The following is an 18,013-nucleotide window of genomic DNA, read 5'->3' on the forward strand; positions in this document are numbered from 1 at the left end:
TTGATCACAACCTCCATATTGTATCTTTTGAATACTCCAGTATATCCCCGGGTTGGCAATCGAGCACTTCGCATATTTTATCCAAAGTTGACAGGCGTATCGCCTTCGCTTTTCCGTTTTTCAATATGGAGATATTCGCCATCGTCAGTCCCACTTTCTCAGAAAGCTCCGTAACGCTCATTTTCCTTTTAGCCAACATGACATCGAGATTGATAATAATCGCCATATAAACACCTCAGATTGTCAAATCATTTTCTGATTTGATTTCAAGTGCATTTTTTAATAGTTCTTGTAAAACAGCTGCAAAAACTGCGACTGCCGAAGTTGCGAAGATGACAATTGCTCCCATTATAGCGATTGAAGACTGCAAACCGTTCTGGAACCACAGGAATATTACACCAATTGCATATAGTGCGACGATCACAATGGCACAGTATCTTATGTGTTTCAAAGACTCTACCGCCAATTCAGAAAACGCATTTTTTCTTTCGATATACTGCAATAGTTTTAAAGCCTGATACAGCACAATATAAAACGGTATGGCTGTGATGTACACGAAAACAAGCACAGGATACCTCAAATAGGCATAATCAGGATTCGACTCTGCCATGTTTCTGGCATAACCCGGGAACCAGTATATACACGATAAAAGTGCAATAATGCCAAGGGTCACAACCGCCAACTTCAAAAAAGTAGTTTTGCCTCGTATCATAGGGCACCTCACAATTGAATATTGGTAACAGATTATCACGATATTTATCGTAAATCAATAAAAAATTATTGTATATTGCCAAATATATATTGAAAAGTAGGAGATGAAATTACCATCTGCCCATTTGTTATGATCATAAAAAAGCAGTGATCATCGAGATCACTGCTTGCTCAGATCGTCTATTTAGTTGCTTAAATGATTGCAAAAACACCGGATATGGAAAGAATTAGACCAGTTGTCCCCTAATCATCGTCCATTTTACTTCATACTTCTCATCGAGGAGGACAAAATCCGCATCGCAGCCGAGTTCAATTTTCCCCTTGTTCGCCAGACCTAGAATACGTGCAGGCGATGTCGAAGCCATCTGTACAGCATCTGTGAAGGATATTCCATTCTCTACGGTTAGTCGCAAAGCTTCATTCATCGTCACCGTGCTCGAAGCCAACGTACCGTCCGCTAGCCTTGCAATCCCCTCGGATACAGTGACATGGTGCCCGCCAAATAAGTATTCTCCATCGCCCACTCCCATCGCTTGAAGCGCGTCTGTAATGAGCACCATCCCCTCAGGTCCTTTGATGCGATGCATCAGGCGGAGGATCGCAGGATGAAGATGGACTTGATCGACAATCGCTTGTAAACTTACATGCTGTTCCTCGAATGCGGCAACGATCAGACCGGGGTCTCGATGATGAATCGGTCTCATTCCGTTAAAGCAATGTGTCACATGACTTGCACCTGCTCCAAATGCTTCCTTCGCTTCCTCATACGTGGCGTCGGAGTGCGCTACAGCAATAACAACCCCTTGATCCTTCAAGTAGGAAATCAGCTCTAATCCGCCAGGTAATTCTGGAGCAATCGTCACCATTTTAATGAGCGAACCGGCTTCTTGGAAAATAAGCTTCATTTCATCGAGATCAGGATGGCGAAGATACTTCTCATTCTGCATTCCTTTACGCTTCGGATTCAAATAAGGCCCTTCCAAGTGAATGCCGGCAATCCTCGCACCTTGCTCACGGCCGATCACTGATTTTACGCTGCGGATCATGTTTAGCAGATCATCCATCGTTGAACTTACGGATGTTGCTAAGAACGAGGTACACCCGGTTGCAGCACATGTGCGGGATACTTCTTGAATACTAGCCTCAGTACCATCCATCATATCGTAGCCATTGGCACCATGGATATGAACATCTATCATTCCAGGGATGAGCCACATCCCATTGCCATCTATCCGTTCGTACCTCTCATCAAATTGCAGGGCTTCTTGCGTATCAATTCGCTCGATCTTTCCATCTGCGACCCAGACTGTAGCGGAAGGTAGTATTTGATGCGGAAGCAATACGTTGACATGTTGAATGATATTATTGTTCATCTCTACTCAACTCCGTCCTGAGGATAATTTGTTGTACATTCAAACAATGTGATATTTTTCTGATCCAATACTTCTCTCATTTCGTCAGAAATGGATTGATCTGTCACGATTATATCCACGTAATCAATGTCTAACTTAAATCTTGATTTTGCCGCGAATTTCGAATGATCCACAACAAGGATTACTTGATCTGACTGCTTGGCCATTTCCTTCTTCACTCGAACATCTTCTTCATAGGGATAATAGAGTCCGTCTGGCTGAATAGAAGTTGCCCCAATATACGCCTTATCTGCTCGAATTTCACTAATTTTATCGATGATAGAAGGACCATATAATATGCGATTCTGAGTATGCAGATAGCCACCAAGTACATAAATGCTCAAATCATCTCGTATGGAGAGAATGGCTACATTATCAATCGAATGTGTAATAGCTGTAATCTGTTTCGCCTGGATATGTTCCGCGACAAATTGAACCGTTGTTGATACGTCCAGGAACACCGTCTCATGATCGTGAATCAGCTTAGCTCCAAGCTGACCAATATGATTCTTACTGGTAGATTCCTCAATGAGACGATCCTGATAGGAAGAGAGCACCTTCTGAAGTTCTGGAAGAGCTACTCCTCCATGCGTCCGTATAACAACACCTTCTTGAACCAATTTGACAATATCCCTTCGCGCCGTATCTCTAGATACTTGAAAGATCGAGCATATCTCCCCAACGCTCATTGATTGATGCTGTTTTAAGTAATCAAGAATCTTCAATAATCTTGCTTCTTGAAACACCTGAATGCACTCCTTAGTTAAGCATTCTAATTTATGAATTAAGTATATATAAGTGTTTTATTGATTTCAACAAGTATTTATAAGTCAAAAAAGGATCCGCCACATCGTAGTAGATCCTTTTCGCTTATTTTCTAAAAAAATTTGTCAAGTGATTGAACATCATTAGTAAGGCTTTCCTTCGTCACCGATCTAAAAACACACATAATTTGAACTGGTCTGGAATCAATATGAAGTATAGGTGGTTGTGTATGGAAAGTAATTGCGATGGCGGGATAGATCCGGGTCAATCGCAGGAAAATGTTTTTATCTGCTCCATGAATTCTTAATATCTTGACTTCAAGATAATTCGTGCTATACTTACTTTTATAAAGCTGCTAATTATTAATAAATGTGTTATTGGAAATAATAAAAATAAATATTAAAGGAGCAATTTTCATGAAGAAACAAACAACAGGAATTCACCACATCACGGCATTTGCTAGAAATGCGCAAGAAAACATCGATTTTTATGCAGGGATACTAGGTATTCGTCTTGTAAAAAAGACAGTGAATTTCGATGCGCCTGAGGTGTATCATTTTTACTTCGGCAATGAAAACGGAAATCCCGGAACGATTATGACATTTTTCCCTTGGGAAACGGGACGGAAAGGCCGCATCGGAGGCGGACAAGTGGGAGTAACTACGTTTGTCGTGCCAACGGGCGCAATGGACTTCTGGGAAGCGCGATTGCAACATTTCGGTGTGCAAATTACCCGAAATACAAGATTCGGAGAACAGTTCTTGCAATTCACGGATCATGACGGGCTGCAGCTAGAAATCGTGGCACGAGAAGATGGTCCAAATAGCAAATGGTCTTTTGGAGGAATACCAGTCGACAAGGCCATTAAAGGGTTCGGAGGCGCCGTATTGTATAGTACTCATCCGAAGGCAACTTCTGAATTGCTTGAAAACGTGATGGGACTCGAAGTAATCGGTCAAGAAGGAGACTGGATGCGTTTCAAAGGAAGCGCCGATCTGGGCAATGTAATTGACATTAATATTGCACCAATGGAACGCGGTTCGGGAGGATATGGTACCGTGCACCATATCGCATGGCGCTCTACTGACTTTGAGGATCATAAATCATGGAGAGAGCAGATTGCACAAGCCGGATATCAACCAACTCCTATCGTGGATCGTCAATACTTCAATGCGATTTATTTCCGTGAGCAGGGAGAAATCTTATTCGAAATTGCTACCGATCCTCCTGGATTTACCCGTGACGAGACATTTGAGGAACTTGGTAAAGAATTGAAGCTCCCTGAACAATATGAACCACACCGGGCGCAAATCGAGAAGCTCCTGCCTCCTATCCAAGTACGCGAATTGGAGGGTAACTAATCATGCAGCATATTTTTCAAAAAGGCACTGATCCTTCGAAGCCTACACTTGTCCTGCTCCACGGTACTGGCGGAACTGAGCATGATTTACTTCCGGTAGCGCAAATCGTATCGCCGGAGTCACCTGTGCTGAGCATTAGAGGAAACGTACTTGAGCACGGCATGCCTCGCTTTTTCCGTAGATTAAGCGAAGGCGTCTTTGATGAAGAGGATCTTATCTTTAGAACCAATGAGTTGAATGAATTTCTAAATGAAGCGGCGACCAACTATGAGCTTGATCGCAGCAACTTCATTGCTGTCGGTTACTCCAATGGAGCCAATATTGCCGGAAGCCTCTTATTTCATCACAAAGGTTCTCTAAGAGGAGCAATATTGCATCACCCCATGGTTCCGCGTCGCGGGCTGAAACTTCCCGACCTTTCCGGTACGCCTGTATTTATCGGTGCAGGAACGAACGATCCGATTTGCGCACCTCAAGAGACGGAAGAACTGCAGTCGCTGCTAACCCAAGCGGATGCACATGTTACCGTTCATTGGGAGCAGCATGGCCATCAATTAACGCATACCGAGGTTCATGCAGCCGCATCTTGGTTACAAAGTCAATTCAATCAGGGGTGAGCCCATGTTAACCATTTATCCAGAGAAGCAAACGGAACGGGATAATTATAAATTGCTCATCGGAAGTATCCTCCCGAGACCGATCGCGTTCATCACAACATTGTCCGCTGAAGGCGTATTAAATGCCGCACCTTATAGCTATTTCAATATCGTGTCTGCCGATCCGCCTATGCTTTCTGTATCCGTTCAGAGAAAAAATGGCGTTCGCAAAGATACTTCAAGAAATATTATGGAAACCGGTTCGTTTGTTGTTCATATATCGGATGAAGATTACATCGAGGCAATCAATCTAACCGCGGCCAATCTTCCGCCCGATGAGAGCGAAGTAGACTTAACTCAACTTACTGCCATCCCGAGCGCCAAGATTAAGGTCCCGGGGATTGCTGAAGCCAAAATCCGCATGGAATGTACGTTAGAACAATCTCTTGCTCTTGGTGGCAATCCTTCTTCTCCAGCATGTGATCTCATTATCGGGAGAATCGTTTGCTTCCACATTGCGGAAGAATTGTATGAGAGCGGGCGTATCGATGCACAACTATTAAAGCCGGTAAGCCGACTAGCCGGCAACAACTATTCGAGGTTAGGTGAAATCTTTAGCATTTATCGGCCCAATTGATTGATCGTTTTGAGCTACTAGAAATAAAGACAGCGACAGTTTATGGACAAAACATAGTCCGAGCTGTCGCTGTTTTATTCGTTATAGGATAATTAGAATTTTATAAAGGTAACTGTAAATTTCGTATAAGCGCCTCTCTCACTTTCCACCTTTATCAAGGCTTGATGCGCTTCGATAATAGATTTGGCTAGCGCCAAGCCAATTCCAACCGAATCATGCTTTTTTGAACCTATTGCTTTGTAGAATCGCTCAAAGATATGCGGCAGTTCCTCTGCATCAATTCCTTCCCCAAAGTCTTGAATCACCAGCTCCGTAAAAATCGGGGTATTTTCGATTTTAATCAAGATTTTACCGCCGGGTTTGGAATGTTCAATCGCATTCTTCAGCAGGTTCAATATTGCTTCCTGCATCCATAGTTTATCGTGAATAACGACTACTTCCTTCGAGGTATCCCAATCAATTGATATACGATGATCAGTAATCATTCTGTCCAAGCGATCTAAAGAATCCTCAATGGTCTCTACCAAATTGGCTGGTTCTTTCTCAAATGAGATGGCTCTTGCATCTATTTTCGCTACCTTTAGCAAATTTTGAATCAAGACATTCATTCTAGAGATTTGTGCATCATTATTTTGCAACAGTTGAACTTGCTGCTGACGCGGTAAGCTTTCATTCAACATCATCTCATTGTATATCGATATCGTTGAAAGCGGCGTTTTTAATTGATGGGATATATCCTGCAGGATTTGTACTAAAAACCCTCTCTCTTCACGCAAATCCTGCATACTTTGTCGAATAATATCTTTCATCGAACGAAATGAAACCACCAGTTTTGCGAGATCCCCTTCTTTGTTTTCATTGATGGCAACCGAGTAATCTCCATCGATTATTTTCTTTGCAGCTGAAGTAAGCTGTCTAATTTTATTGAAGAACATCTTTTGCTGCATGTAGCTTACCAAAAGCAGTATACATCCGAAACAAACCAATCCCCAATAAATAAATTGACTATGGCGAAAAATATGGTTATTTAGAAGTGGAAAAAGCTGCGACTCCAAATCTTCATGCAAACCGTATTGCCTTAAGATATCCTTTCCTTTTTCCTGATACTGAATTGAATGAATAGAATGACTTGTTAACACTTTCATGATTTCCGCTTCATTCTCAGGATTTTGTTCAACCAATCTTGCGGTAATTTCCCCCCAAGTTGTAATGGAATCGCTTTTCAATTGATTGTAAAACAGTTGATGTATGATAACTTGATAAACAGTAAATAGCGTTAGCAGAACGACCAGTATCGCTATAAAGCTTTTCAACTCGGTATTTTTCATCATCTTACTCTCTGCTCACATCCTTGCTCCAACGATAGCCTAATCCTCTTTGCGTAATGATATACTGTGGATTTTTGGGATCATCTTCTACCTTGTCTCGTAAACGCCTTATGTATACAGATAACGTATTTTCATCAAAAAAAACTTCATTTCCATCCGTTATATTTAGCAGGAGTTCATCTCTTTTCAATGCTTTGTGGGCGTTCATCATGAATGTTAAGAGAAGCTTATATTCTGTATTCGTTACTGGAATGCTTTCTTGATTCTTGAACACTTTGACTAGGTTCATATCGATTTTGATATTCTCAGATGTAAAGATCATCGAAGAAGTTTCCAGCTTCGCTTGCTTGCGCAATTGCACTTTCACTCTGGACATGAGTTCCTTCACTCGAAAGGGCTTCGTGATATAATCATCTCCTCCAATATCCAGTCCCATGACCACATTTGCTTCTTCATCAAGGGCGGTTAAGAAAACAACCGATGTATCACTTTGATTTTTGAAATGCAAACATAAATCATAGCCATTTCCATCCGGAAGGCCGATATCTAGAATAATTAAATCAAAAGGATGATGATCAAACTGATGCTTAGCTTCTTTTACACTAGAGGCTTTGATCACCTCATACCCCTCATTTTTCAATGAAAATTCGATGGCTAGACCAAGAGCTTCATCATCTTCAACAAGCAATATACTACTCAACGTGTGCCCTCCTTCTCCTCTTTCTACTTCAGCCACTAGCCAACAAATTAGAATAGCCCGACTATGCACATAGCCAGGCCTTCGGTATTATTCTTCCCTGATCACATCAATAATATTGTCTTTTTGAATTTTTCGCAGCGGAATCAGGACAGATAAATAACTGATGAACAAAGCGGATGCAAACGTAATGAAACAAGCCATATAAGGGATCGTCCATTCATGCTTTATGATACCAGAAGCAGCCAAATATAGGATATAAGAAAGTATACAGCCGAAAAAGATCCCTTGTAAACTTCCAGAAACTCCGTAAATCAACGCTTCGTAGATAATCATCTTTTTTAAATCTTTTTGTGACATGCCTATGGATTTTAATGCAGCAAGTTCTTTTCGTCTGATTATGATGCTGATCGTAATCGTATTGATAATATTAACACTACCAATCAAAGAAATAACCGCAATAAAACTATATGCAAGCACTTTAATAACGAGCTCTGATTCCTTTATTGTTTTATTCTCTTCCACTTGGTTATCGATTGTTATGGAGTGTTTTGTTCCAACGATTTGCTGGATGTTAGCAACTGTCGCGCTAGATTGATTCACATCATTCAATTTGATTCGAAAACTATCGTCCTGTTCAGAAACCTCGGATATATTGCCAAGCGACTTCAATTGCTCCAAAATGGTTTGGCTATCTATTGAAGAATCATGATTGTTTTGTTTCAGATTGATGGTTAGATCCGATTTCGTGGAATCATTTTTCACATATTTGGATGCAAATGCGATATTGATCAGCGACGAGAAAGTAATAAACAAGACACTGCTGATAATGATCGATAAAATGGTTATGGTATACCGATTTTTATTTCTTTTTACATTTTTTAAGGCTAGACTCAAAGGAAACGATTTCGGCTTTTTCAACATGGTATTTTTTTGCTTTTTGATTGATTCTTTTTTGATGGATAACCTGCTGCTAATTGCAAGCAAGGGAGATATTCTGCCTGCAAAAAAAGCCGGATAATAACTGGATGCTAATACAGCCGTCAGGGTAATGATCGAACTGATCAATAGGATCTGCCAATCGATGTGGAAGAACGAGACACTTCTACCGGTTTCTAATAACATGAAGAAAATGAACTGCAGAGCTGCAAGAGCCAATATGCTGAATGCAATCCCAATCGGAATGGCGATAACAGCTAGTACAACAGCTTCTCTCATCACGATTTGTCGAATTTGCTTGCGCGTAGCTCCGATGCTTCGGAGCAACCCAAATTGCTTCATCCGTTCAACGACACTGATTTGAAACGCGTTATAAATGACAACAACAGTCGAGATCACAACAATACTGACTACAATGACGAGCATGGCCAAAACCGATTGATTCGACTGTGGTTTCAACACTCTGATCAATTCTTCATTGATAACCATATTCTCATTATCAGTATATGATTTTATCTCCTCTAAAACCTCGTTAAAATTCGCTTTTTGGTTGATTTCGACTAATATCCTACCTTCTCCAGTTGCAAAATCACGTTTATAGGTTAATAATCGTCCTTCTTTGCTTTTCTGTGTAAACTGGCGATTGTCTAGAAACCCAACCAGTTTATAGGTTTCTCCACCCAATTGAAATGTGTCGCCGATCTGAAGACCTCTTTTTATATAAGGAAGCGTCCATGAATCAACAACTGCCTCATGGTCATTGGCTGGTAATTTGCCATCTAAGAGGCTATAGCTTAAGAACTCCATAGCGTGATGATCAGCGAAATTCATTTGTACAGATATCTCGCCAACCGGAACGATATCACCCTGAGACATCAATCCATACGATTCGATTTGAGGATTGTATCTGATTTTATTCAGTATCGTTTCATTGTAATTGGATATGCCGACATGAAAAGAGAACCCATTTCGCTTTTTGATATTCTCAATTTGGGAGAGCTGTGATCCTTTCATAAACAGACCGATTGTGGAAATTAACGCTACAGAGAGTACGATTCCGACCAAGGTCAAGATGGTTCGTTTGATATTCCCTTTTAAATACCGGCTGCTTAGTTGTTTGTAACTGCTGATCAACATCATTCTCCTCCAGTATTTGTCTTAGTCGCAACTAGCCGTTGATCTGAAATAATGTTCCCGTCTTCTATCGTGATGACCCTGTCAGAAGCCGATGCAATCGATAAATCATGCGTAATCAACACAATGGTTTGATTGTATTTCTTAGCTGTCAATCGCAATAAATCCATGACTTCCTTTGTATTTTTCGTATCTAGGTTACCTGTGGGCTCATCGGCCAGTATCAAATGTGGACGATTGATAAGCGCTCTGCCAATGGAGACACGTTGCTGTTGGCCGCCAGATAATTCGGAAGGTAGATGTGTCCTTCGTTCATGAAGCCCTAGTGTTTCAATAATTTCATCGAGATACGTCATATCGATCTGTTCTTCATCTAATAACATGGGCAAAGCGATATTTTCCTGGACATTCAATACCGGAATCAAATTAAAGAACTGAAAAATAAACCCGACTTTTCTTCTTCTAAATATCGAAAGCTCATCATCCGAATAATCATAAATATTATTTTCCCCTATGAATACTTGTCCTGAAGTTGGCCGATCCAACCCTCCTAATATATGCAGCAATGTACTTTTCCCGGAGCCCGACACACCTACGATGGAGACAAATTCTCCTTGCTGAATCGAAAGATTAATCCCTTTTAACGCATCTACCCTGCTATTGTCTTCGCCATAACTTTTCACTACATTTTCCATGCGTACAACTTCCATACTATCACCCACTCATCACGTAAAGTTCAACCACTTACACTTAATTTTGTACATCAACAAAGTTAACTTTGTCTTCGCTATCAGCATAGACGCTTCTGATTTCATCTAAAACCTTATTAACCTTTTCTTTATTTTTATAATCGAAGCTGTTTTTTTGGAAATGAATCAATGAGATCGTTGACTCTGCCTCATTTATTTGGTTGTATGTTTGATCGTCAACAATAACAAGATCCATTTGTGGTATATAGCCGATCCATGCCTGATGTTTCACATACTGTACGGGTACCATCTGACCGTTCAAATCGATTTGGTTATTCTTCATATCTGCATCGCTTGAGGAGAAGAACAAATTTTTACCATTCGATAATTCTTTGATCGCGGTAACAGGCTCTGAAAGAATAGACGAACTTTCAGGATCTTTTCTGGCTCTAATAATCCCCTTCTTGACGAATTGCTCAGCTGTGGATCGATTTACAACCGAATACTTGATATCTCGGGTCTCAAATTCTTTTCCAGTTTCTTTCTGATCTTGCTCTGACAATTTAGTAGTTATTTTTGTTATAACCATTTTCATTTTGTAGTCGATCATTTCTTTACTTCTATCTTTGTACAGCTCTTTGACTTTCTTCATATCTTGATCTGTGGCGATAACTAAAATTCCATTGGCCGGTTGCGATGGTCCTTCTATATAACGTTTTACTCCGAACCCTATACCTACAAAAATAGCGATTACCAACACGAAAACTATTATTTTCTTCATCCTGACTGCTCCTTTTATAAAAATCATCTGATGTCTGGATTATAGACGACTTTGCTTTACAAGTTAATGACTTTTATCTAACCATTTGACCTGCTCTCTTACATTTTCGTAAGAATTAAAGAGATTACAACTTTCCTTTATGTTATATCAAAAACAGCAAGCTTAATGAAAACAGAGCAGCTGCCGCCAGGCAAACTGCTCCATAATGGGTTGAACTTACGTTACTCGTCAGTTCAAAATTATCTCATAAAATACTTCTGTACATCCAACCAGTTGTTAACTCTAACGTATCCTGTTTCGTTTATATTGTGCGGTGCTGTAAACAAAATTCATCTCATCTAAATAAGGAAAATGTTCCTTTAGCCATTCATATTTCGCGGTGAAAGATGATGGAAACTCCATCCTGCTGTGGTAATGAAAACTTCAAACCGTTCGCTTAAACTCCCGTAAATGTTTCGGAGAAAAATCAGCTATAACTTCGTCCATATCAATTGCGATTCTTTGCATATTGCCTCTCTCCTCTATCTCTTAAACACCATTATACATGTTTTAATTCTTCATATATGTAGAAAACTATAGTAGAATGGATTAGTCTTAAAGACAAGACAAATCTTTATCTATTTTAGGCGGCAAATTATATTGCCAGAACAAAATAATGCTATCTCATCATGAAGGAGCGAATAACATGCAAACAATCGCAGGAAAAGTTGCGTTAATTACAGGAGCAGGCCGTGGAATAGGACGTGCAACAGCAATAGCCTTTGCGCAAGAAGGTATTCACGTAGGTCTTATTGGACGTACGCTTAAAAATTTACAACAAGTAGCAGAGGAACTTAAACAATATGATGTGAAAGTAGCAATCGCAGAGGCAAATGTAGCCGATCTAGACTCAATTACAACAGCGGTTGAATCAATTCGCGGCGAACTTGGTGCAATCGATATTTTGGTAAACAATGCCGGCATTTCAAAATTCGGCAACTTCATGGATTTAACACCTGAAGAATGGACCAATATTATCGATGTCAACGTAAAAGGTGTGTACTACACAACACATGCGGTATTACCCGAAATGATAAAACGCAAAACAGGCGACATCATTAATATCTCATCAACAGCTGGACAAAAAGGTGCACCAATTACAAGTGCATACTCAGCTTCAAAAGCTGCAGTTATCGGACTAAGTGAGTCATTAATGCTTGAAGTGCGTAAGCATAATATTCGTGTTACTACGCTAACACCAAGTACAGTTGCAACTGATATGGCTGTTGAGCTTAACTTAACAGACGGCAATCCAGAAAAAGTGATGCAAGCAGAAGATTTAGCAGAATTAATGGTTGCACAGTTAAAACTTCATCCACGTGTTGTATTAAAACACGCTGGACTTTGGTCGACAAATCCTTAATAGAACTATTCGAAATATCAAGATACTATCTTGCCCGCAAGCTGAAAAAGGCTGCCGATACATTGCTGTCGGCAGCCTTCTTTTGTTTATTATTGAGCTATAGTTTCCTGTTCAATGATATATAATCTTATTATTTTCTTAAAACGTTTTTCCAGTTTGGCGGGAAATCAGACTCCTTCGGATCTTTTAAATGCTTCCACTCTAACAGTTTTACATTATTGGAGTTCATAGGTGATATATCAAATGTAAGAAGATCCTTACCAACGGGAATGTGTGGACCAACTGTAGGAGTCACTTCAAGAGTTATTATAAAATGAAATCCTCGAAATCCATTCACTCGTCGTACGTTAGTTACATTCACAAAGTAAGGATAAACTTCTGGTGAATAATTTAATAGATTTGAATAAATCTCATCTATTTTTTTGTCTATGTGCGGTAAAAGAAACAGCATTAGCATGTCTTGAAACATTAATTCATTTGAATCTTGAGGCTTACCATTATTGACGAAAGTCAGTTTTTCTGATGCCATGACGATATTATAATTTAAGCCGTTCATTAGTCCAAAGATAAGCAAAATGATAAGCATCAATTTCTTCATTACAATTCCCCCCCCATTGTATTGGGGTATTTTATCCGAACATCCATTGATCTATACTCCCTCTATGAGGAATAACTTTACTCATGAAAGCTCGCTTATTCTTAGATATTCAATATAATACAGAGGAGAATTCAAAAGATCATAGAAATGGATAAAGATATTATTAAAAGGAAGTGTGACTGATATGCCCCATGCTAAAGATATTTTGGCCGATCAATTGTTAGCAAATGCAAACGACCCTAGCTTTTACATTCCGTTTTCGGAATCAGTAGCAAACTTATCAGAGGAAGAAGCATTTTGGAAACCCAACGATGAAAGTAACAGTATCGCTGAAATTGTGCAACATCTACTTTACTGGAATGAGACATGGCAATTGAGGTACGAAAAATCACATGTGAATGCTGTTGCGCCAATAGGTGATAATAATAAAAGCTTTATTGTTCCGAAAAATAAAAGATTTGCTGACTTAAAAGAGTGCCTCTTAAAGGTTCTGCTTCAGTGGCAAGATCTATTAACTGAAGAAAAGGTAGAAAGTGAAGTGAATGGTTTCCCAGTGACTGCTAAGTGGTGGGGGATACTAGGAAATATATCCACGCATAACGCCTATCATATTGGACAAATTGTTTACATCCGAAAACAACTACAAAATGACAGGAAAACTCATATTCAATGAGAAAGCGATACACCTACAATACATAAAGCATGAGTAAGCGACGACAGCCGATCCTCGGCTGCCGTCGTGATTGATTCTATCGTACTATCGTACCTATTCGATGATAATATAATTCTCAGCAAATAACGAGTATTTCTTTTTCTCGCTTCTTGATCGCAGATATGATCTTCCCCGAAGAAATATCTCGCTGGCTAATTTAACCGGAAAAGCGGTTGTGCCGCTGGCATTAAGCAATACCCTTCCGCTCGCGAAGTCTTCATAAGTATCGCGTTGATTCTCATAGATGTACTCCATACTTGTCTTTACCCTCACTTAGTGCACTTTTTATATATTCCATTTTGTATAAATGAATTCTCTAATTTGCAATGCAATCTCAGCTGGCAGCGCTAAGGTTGTGTCAATTGTCGGCATCGGCGGATCGTAAGCTGTTTCAGCATTGTCAAGAAGCCACTGAGCGAACTCTTGATGGACTTTGAGCATTTCGTCGGTCCATGTATCTTTGTCAAGACGGTTACGCAATCGGTTATTGCGTGTCTCATCGTCACAGTGTAGGTTAATAAAACATACTTCACTGAAATCGTGGTAAGTATCACACTTTTGTGCGTCCCACGGCATTACCGTTCCACAGATTATTGTGCCAATGTTAGATTTTGCCGCAGCAGCAGCACAATGAAACAACAAATTGTACCGATCCTGGTAATCTAATTTTGTTGATCCGAAATTATCGTTGTCCGTGCTCAAAATAATAAAATTAGGAAATAAACCTCGAAGTTCATGCATTACGGTTGTTTTACCTACACCACTTGCGCCAGTTACAATAAATAGAGGAAATTTTCGTTCCATATATATCTCTCCCTTAAAAACTTCGTTATTGAACAGCAAAAACAAATAAAATAGTGATTGATGGGCAAAGAAAAGCCGTGGATGAACATAGTTCACCCACGGCTATTCGGACGTAGGAATGCCGAAACAAAGGAAATACGTTGTCTCGCCCATTCATTACGAAAGCAGTGATGATTATGGTGTTCATGAGAGGTGTGCACAAACGTAGACAAAGCAAATCAAACCCTACAATAATCAGTAGAGTGCTTTAATCACGTCCATACGTTATTAGTTAAATAAATTAACCTTTAACCTCTGTCAGGAACACAGTCATCATCATCACTGCACATATACCACCATTCACTATTATGTTTCCATAATAAGTAATTCTAAGAAAGTAGTCAATATATTAATTGCGGTTCAAGGCTAGAACATGCGATAATCCCAATGTCCATCACTCTATGTTGATGGAGGATTTTATGTGGATTTGTTCATAGAGAAATGATACATTATTTTGGGATCAAAAACACAGAAAGTTCGTGTTCGATATGTTATTGGGATAACGCGCAAGTCGGGATATACGTTTAGGCTCATATTATTAAACATCTCCCTTCTATGAGATATAATATTGAAGCACATCAGTCTAATTCTTGCTGCTAAATCGGAGGGAATATGCTTGTCATTGCTACTTTTATCTTCCTAGTCACTTTGGTTTTTGTTATTTGGCAGCCAAAAGGGCTGAATATTGGTTGGTCCGCATGCGGAGGAGCACTTATTGCCCTACTCTGTGGAGTAGTTAGTTTTCATGATGTCTGGGAAGTTACTCAAATCGTTTGGAATGCTACACTCACGTTTGTAGCGATTATAATAATTTCACTAATACTAGATGACATTGGTTTTTTCGAATGGTCCGCACTTCATATGGCACGTATTGCACAGGGTAACGGCAATCGCATGTTTGTTTTTGTGATATTACTCGGTGCCGCAGTTGCCTTTTTCTTTGCAAACGATGGGGCTGCACTCATCTTAACCCCTATCGTGTTAGCCTTGGTTAAAGCACTAAAGTTTGATGATCGGTTGATTCTTCCTTTTATTATGGCAAGTGGTTTTATTTCAGATACTGCGTCTTTGCCGCTTGTCATCAGTAATCTAGTAAATATTGTTTCTGCTGACTATTTTGGTATAGGGTTCGTTAAATATGCTAGTCGAATGATCATTCCCACACTCTTCTCGGTTGCAGCAAGTTTGCTTATTTTGTTCCTTTATTATCGACGTAGCATACCGCAACATTATGACTTATCGCAATTAAAGTTGCCTGCTCACGCAATTAAAAACATAAGGATGTTTAAAGTATCCTGGGCTATATTAGGCGTACTCCTCATTGCATATCTAAGTAGCGAGTTTATTCAAATCCCTGTTTCTATAATTGCTAGCCTTGCAGCGATCATCTTTCTCCTACTTGCAAAACAAAGTAAAGAGATTCACACATGGAAGATCCTAAAAGCTGCTCCATGGTCCATTGTTATGTTCTCGATTGGCATGTACGTTGTTGTTTATGGGCTTAGGAATGTTGGATTAACGGATGAGCTCGGTAAAGTGTTTACTTGGATTAGTGGTCAGGGCTTATTTGTGGCTACCATTGGATCTGGATTTATAGCTGCCATCCTTTCATCCGTCATGAACAATCTGCCTACAGTTATGATAAATGCGCTAGCAATTGATGGTGCTAATCCTTCAGGGTTCCTCCATGAAGCTTTTATTTATGCGAATGTAATTGGTTCTGATCTTGGACCTAAGATAACTCCAATTGGGTCACTGGCCACCCTCATCTGGTTGCACGTATTGTCTAATAAAGGCGTTAAAATTACATGGGGTTCATATTTTAAAACGGGGATTATACTGACGGTACCGGTACTATTTATTACACTTTGTGGATTGTACGTATGGTTAAAAATTATTTCGTAAATTCAATATCTGGAGTATTTAAAATGACAAAAAAACAGGTTCATCCAGCAGCTAAAGCTGTTAAATGAACCTGTTGCATGCTCTAAAAAGTTATTTTTTCTTTACTGGTATCCAAATTTCTCCAGTAACATGCTCTGCCGTTCCATAATACATCTCGAAACTAGGGCCTTCAACCTGCTCGTATTCCGATGTCGGAAACCATTCGGAATAAATCCGTCCCCATAACTTTATTAAATCACATTGCGGTTCCGGGAAAATCGCCCACGTTAGTGCCGGGACAGAAATTTTTGTAAATCTCTCCGGAATTTCAAGCCCTTTTGGCAAGAAATAACTCACCATGTATTTAAAAGATGTTCCAGTATGATCATATAATGCAGCGTGCAAGATGGTGTTACTAAAGCGTCCCAGTAATTCATTCATCCCTTCAACACTGCCATCTACATCACATTGTTGACGAAATTGAGCAACTTCAATATATACTTTTTGGGGATCGGAATTGACCAGACCATAAGCTCCAAACATCTCAAATGGCCCTTTTGATTCGATGCGGTAATTCATTTCGATATCTCCTTTAATTGAAATATGAAAGGACATTCGAGGATAGGCTTTTAGAGAAACGCCTTTATCGCGCGCAGATATCGGTATTATCCCATGAAGATTCTTAAACGCCCGTGTAAACGCTTCTGGCGAATCATATCCATATTTCATAGCTACATCAATAACCCTTGCATCTGTTGTCTGCAGTTCAAATGCGGCCAATGTCAAGCGTCGACGTCGAATGTACTCAGATAACGATACTCCAGTAATAAAAGGAAACATTCTTTGAAAATGATAAGTAGAGCAACAGGCTCTCTGCGCTATTTCATCATATGAAATATTGTCCGCTAGATTTGTTTCGATATAGTCCATGGCGCTCTTCATCCTGTCCAACCAATCCATCGGTTTCCCTCCCTTCAAGATAAAATATATCGCAGATGAAAAATGAATGCCGTGCATTTTCTGCACGAAAAAGTCAGCATGTCAATGATAATATTCTAGTTTTCGCTCGTATTTTCAATATTTGGATATTGTAGTTTGCTCACGAATAGCGGACAACACGTTTTCCCAGTGCAGCTTCATCTGTTCCCGAGTTGACGCATGATCCAGATGTTCCTGGTGGAAACTGATCGTCGTTTTGTCTAATTGATTGGACAGCAGCCTAATTTGCAGGGTAGACGGCTCTCTCCACTCCCTCTTCTCCCATCTTAAGCGTAACTGCTGGTACGGTTTGACGACCCGGAATTGGCCAGAAATGCCCTCAGTAGATTGGAAGGTCTCCCCCTCACTAAAGGACATGGACGATACGGTCCCGATCCAGAGCTTCAACCCTTCATCAGAGGTCAAAAATGCCCATGCCTGCTCCTGTGAGATCGGCAACGTTCTCCGAACTCCTACTTGATAGCCTGCCTTTGCCGTTAGGCCGACAATTTTCTTCGATGTGGACTGATTACTATTTCTCATCGT

Annotated in this window: 20 protein-coding genes; 6 read left to right on the forward strand and 14 right to left on the reverse strand. The window is 40.0% G+C overall.

What is annotated here, in order from left to right; translation table 11 throughout:
- Positions 1-4: 4 nt before the first annotated feature.
- The 4 genes from E0485_RS00100 to E0485_RS00115 all read right to left on the reverse strand — a co-directional run bounded on the left by E0485_RS00100 (position 5) and on the right by E0485_RS00115 (position 2,869).
- Entirely contained in the window at positions 5-226 is a 222-nt protein-coding gene (locus E0485_RS00100; RefSeq protein ID WP_132415319.1) for a helix-turn-helix domain-containing protein, read from the reverse strand.
- 9 nt (positions 227-235) lie between these two features.
- Positions 236-712, reverse strand: a complete 477-nt coding sequence (locus E0485_RS00105; RefSeq protein ID WP_132415322.1) for a DUF2975 domain-containing protein — start codon at positions 710-712, stop codon at positions 236-238.
- Between the two features lie 226 nt (positions 713-938).
- Positions 939-2,084 (reverse strand): N-acetylglucosamine-6-phosphate deacetylase, encoded by a 1,146-nt coding sequence (gene nagA / locus E0485_RS00110; RefSeq protein ID WP_132415324.1) that lies wholly within the window; start codon positions 2,082-2,084, stop codon positions 939-941.
- A 2-nt stretch (positions 2,085-2,086) separates the two neighbouring features.
- On the reverse strand, positions 2,087-2,869 hold the full coding sequence (locus E0485_RS00115) for a DeoR/GlpR family DNA-binding transcription regulator (protein WP_132415326.1): 783 nt from the start codon (positions 2,867-2,869) through the stop codon (positions 2,087-2,089).
- 435 nt (positions 2,870-3,304) lie between these two features.
- On the opposite strand from E0485_RS00115, the gene E0485_RS00120 reads away from it, so the two are divergent.
- From E0485_RS00120 to E0485_RS00130, 3 genes are read left to right on the forward strand one after another with little or no spacing between them, the layout of a single operon-like run.
- Positions 3,305-4,249, forward strand: a complete 945-nt coding sequence (locus E0485_RS00120; protein WP_132415328.1) for a ring-cleaving dioxygenase — start codon at positions 3,305-3,307, stop codon at positions 4,247-4,249.
- A gap of 2 nt (positions 4,250-4,251) precedes the next feature.
- Complete coding sequence (locus E0485_RS00125; protein ID WP_132415330.1) at positions 4,252-4,866, forward strand: alpha/beta hydrolase; 615 nt, start codon at positions 4,252-4,254, stop codon at positions 4,864-4,866.
- Positions 4,867-4,870: 4 nt separating this feature from the next.
- Complete coding sequence (locus E0485_RS00130; RefSeq protein ID WP_132415332.1) at positions 4,871-5,482, forward strand: flavin reductase family protein; 612 nt, start codon at positions 4,871-4,873, stop codon at positions 5,480-5,482.
- A 92-nt stretch (positions 5,483-5,574) separates the two neighbouring features.
- Here E0485_RS00130 and E0485_RS00135 read toward each other — a convergent pair whose 3' ends face one another.
- The 5 genes from E0485_RS00135 to E0485_RS00155 form a co-directional block, all read right to left on the reverse strand.
- Positions 5,575-6,810, reverse strand: coding sequence for a HAMP domain-containing sensor histidine kinase (locus E0485_RS00135; protein ID WP_132416398.1), 1,236 nt, complete (start codon positions 6,808-6,810; stop codon positions 5,575-5,577).
- A gap of 4 nt (positions 6,811-6,814) precedes the next feature.
- Positions 6,815-7,510: a response regulator transcription factor gene (locus E0485_RS00140; RefSeq protein WP_132415334.1), complete on the reverse strand. Its 696-nt coding sequence runs from the start codon at positions 7,508-7,510 to the stop codon at positions 6,815-6,817.
- 87 nt (positions 7,511-7,597) lie between these two features.
- Positions 7,598-9,580 (reverse strand): ABC transporter permease, encoded by a 1,983-nt coding sequence (locus E0485_RS00145; RefSeq protein WP_132416400.1) that lies wholly within the window; start codon positions 9,578-9,580, stop codon positions 7,598-7,600.
- Between the two features lie 2 nt (positions 9,581-9,582).
- Entirely contained in the window at positions 9,583-10,290 is a 708-nt protein-coding gene (locus E0485_RS00150; protein ID WP_132415336.1) for an ABC transporter ATP-binding protein, read from the reverse strand.
- A 40-nt stretch (positions 10,291-10,330) separates the two neighbouring features.
- Positions 10,331-11,050 (reverse strand): lipoprotein BA_5634 family protein, encoded by a 720-nt coding sequence (locus E0485_RS00155; RefSeq protein ID WP_132415338.1) that lies wholly within the window; start codon positions 11,048-11,050, stop codon positions 10,331-10,333.
- A 685-nt stretch (positions 11,051-11,735) separates the two neighbouring features.
- Here E0485_RS00155 and E0485_RS00165 point away from each other — a divergent pair.
- Complete coding sequence (locus E0485_RS00165) at positions 11,736-12,452, forward strand: 3-ketoacyl-ACP reductase (protein ID WP_132415340.1); 717 nt, start codon at positions 11,736-11,738, stop codon at positions 12,450-12,452.
- Positions 12,453-12,582: 130 nt separating this feature from the next.
- Here the strand turns inward: E0485_RS00165 and E0485_RS00170 are convergent, their stop codons facing one another.
- Positions 12,583-13,050, reverse strand: coding sequence for a DUF3888 domain-containing protein (locus E0485_RS00170; RefSeq protein WP_132415342.1), 468 nt, complete (start codon positions 13,048-13,050; stop codon positions 12,583-12,585).
- A 184-nt stretch (positions 13,051-13,234) separates the two neighbouring features.
- Here E0485_RS00170 and E0485_RS00175 point away from each other — a divergent pair, with 184 nt between their 5' ends.
- Positions 13,235-13,723, forward strand: coding sequence for a DinB family protein (locus E0485_RS00175; protein WP_132415344.1), 489 nt, complete (start codon positions 13,235-13,237; stop codon positions 13,721-13,723).
- A gap of 93 nt (positions 13,724-13,816) precedes the next feature.
- Here the strand turns inward: E0485_RS00175 and E0485_RS00180 are convergent, their stop codons facing one another.
- Together E0485_RS00180 and E0485_RS00185 are read right to left on the reverse strand one after the other, a co-directional pair.
- On the reverse strand, positions 13,817-14,017 hold the full coding sequence (locus E0485_RS00180; RefSeq protein WP_132415346.1) for a hypothetical protein: 201 nt from the start codon (positions 14,015-14,017) through the stop codon (positions 13,817-13,819).
- A gap of 30 nt (positions 14,018-14,047) precedes the next feature.
- On the reverse strand, positions 14,048-14,566 hold the full coding sequence (locus E0485_RS00185; RefSeq protein WP_235857330.1) for an AAA family ATPase: 519 nt from the start codon (positions 14,564-14,566) through the stop codon (positions 14,048-14,050).
- 651 nt (positions 14,567-15,217) lie between these two features.
- Here E0485_RS00185 and E0485_RS00190 point away from each other — a divergent pair.
- Positions 15,218-16,510 carry an arsenic transporter gene (locus E0485_RS00190; protein WP_132415348.1) on the forward strand — a complete coding sequence of 431 codons (1,293 nt, stop codon included), beginning with the start codon at positions 15,218-15,220 and terminating at the stop codon, positions 16,508-16,510.
- Positions 16,511-16,600: 90 nt separating this feature from the next.
- Here the strand turns inward: E0485_RS00190 and E0485_RS00195 are convergent, their stop codons facing one another.
- A complete protein-coding gene (locus E0485_RS00195; protein ID WP_132415350.1) occupies positions 16,601-17,449 on the reverse strand; it encodes an AraC family transcriptional regulator in 849 nt (282 codons plus the stop codon).
- Positions 17,450-17,563: 114 nt separating this feature from the next.
- On the reverse strand, positions 17,564-18,010 hold the full coding sequence (locus tag E0485_RS00200) for an SRPBCC domain-containing protein (protein ID WP_132415352.1): 447 nt from the start codon (positions 18,008-18,010) through the stop codon (positions 17,564-17,566).
- Positions 18,011-18,013: the final 3 nt, after the last annotated feature.

It is taken from the genome of Paenibacillus albiflavus (assembly GCF_004344915.1).
GTDB classification, from domain to species: Bacteria; Bacillota; Bacilli; order Paenibacillales; family NBRC-103111; genus Paenibacillus_AM; species Paenibacillus_AM albiflavus.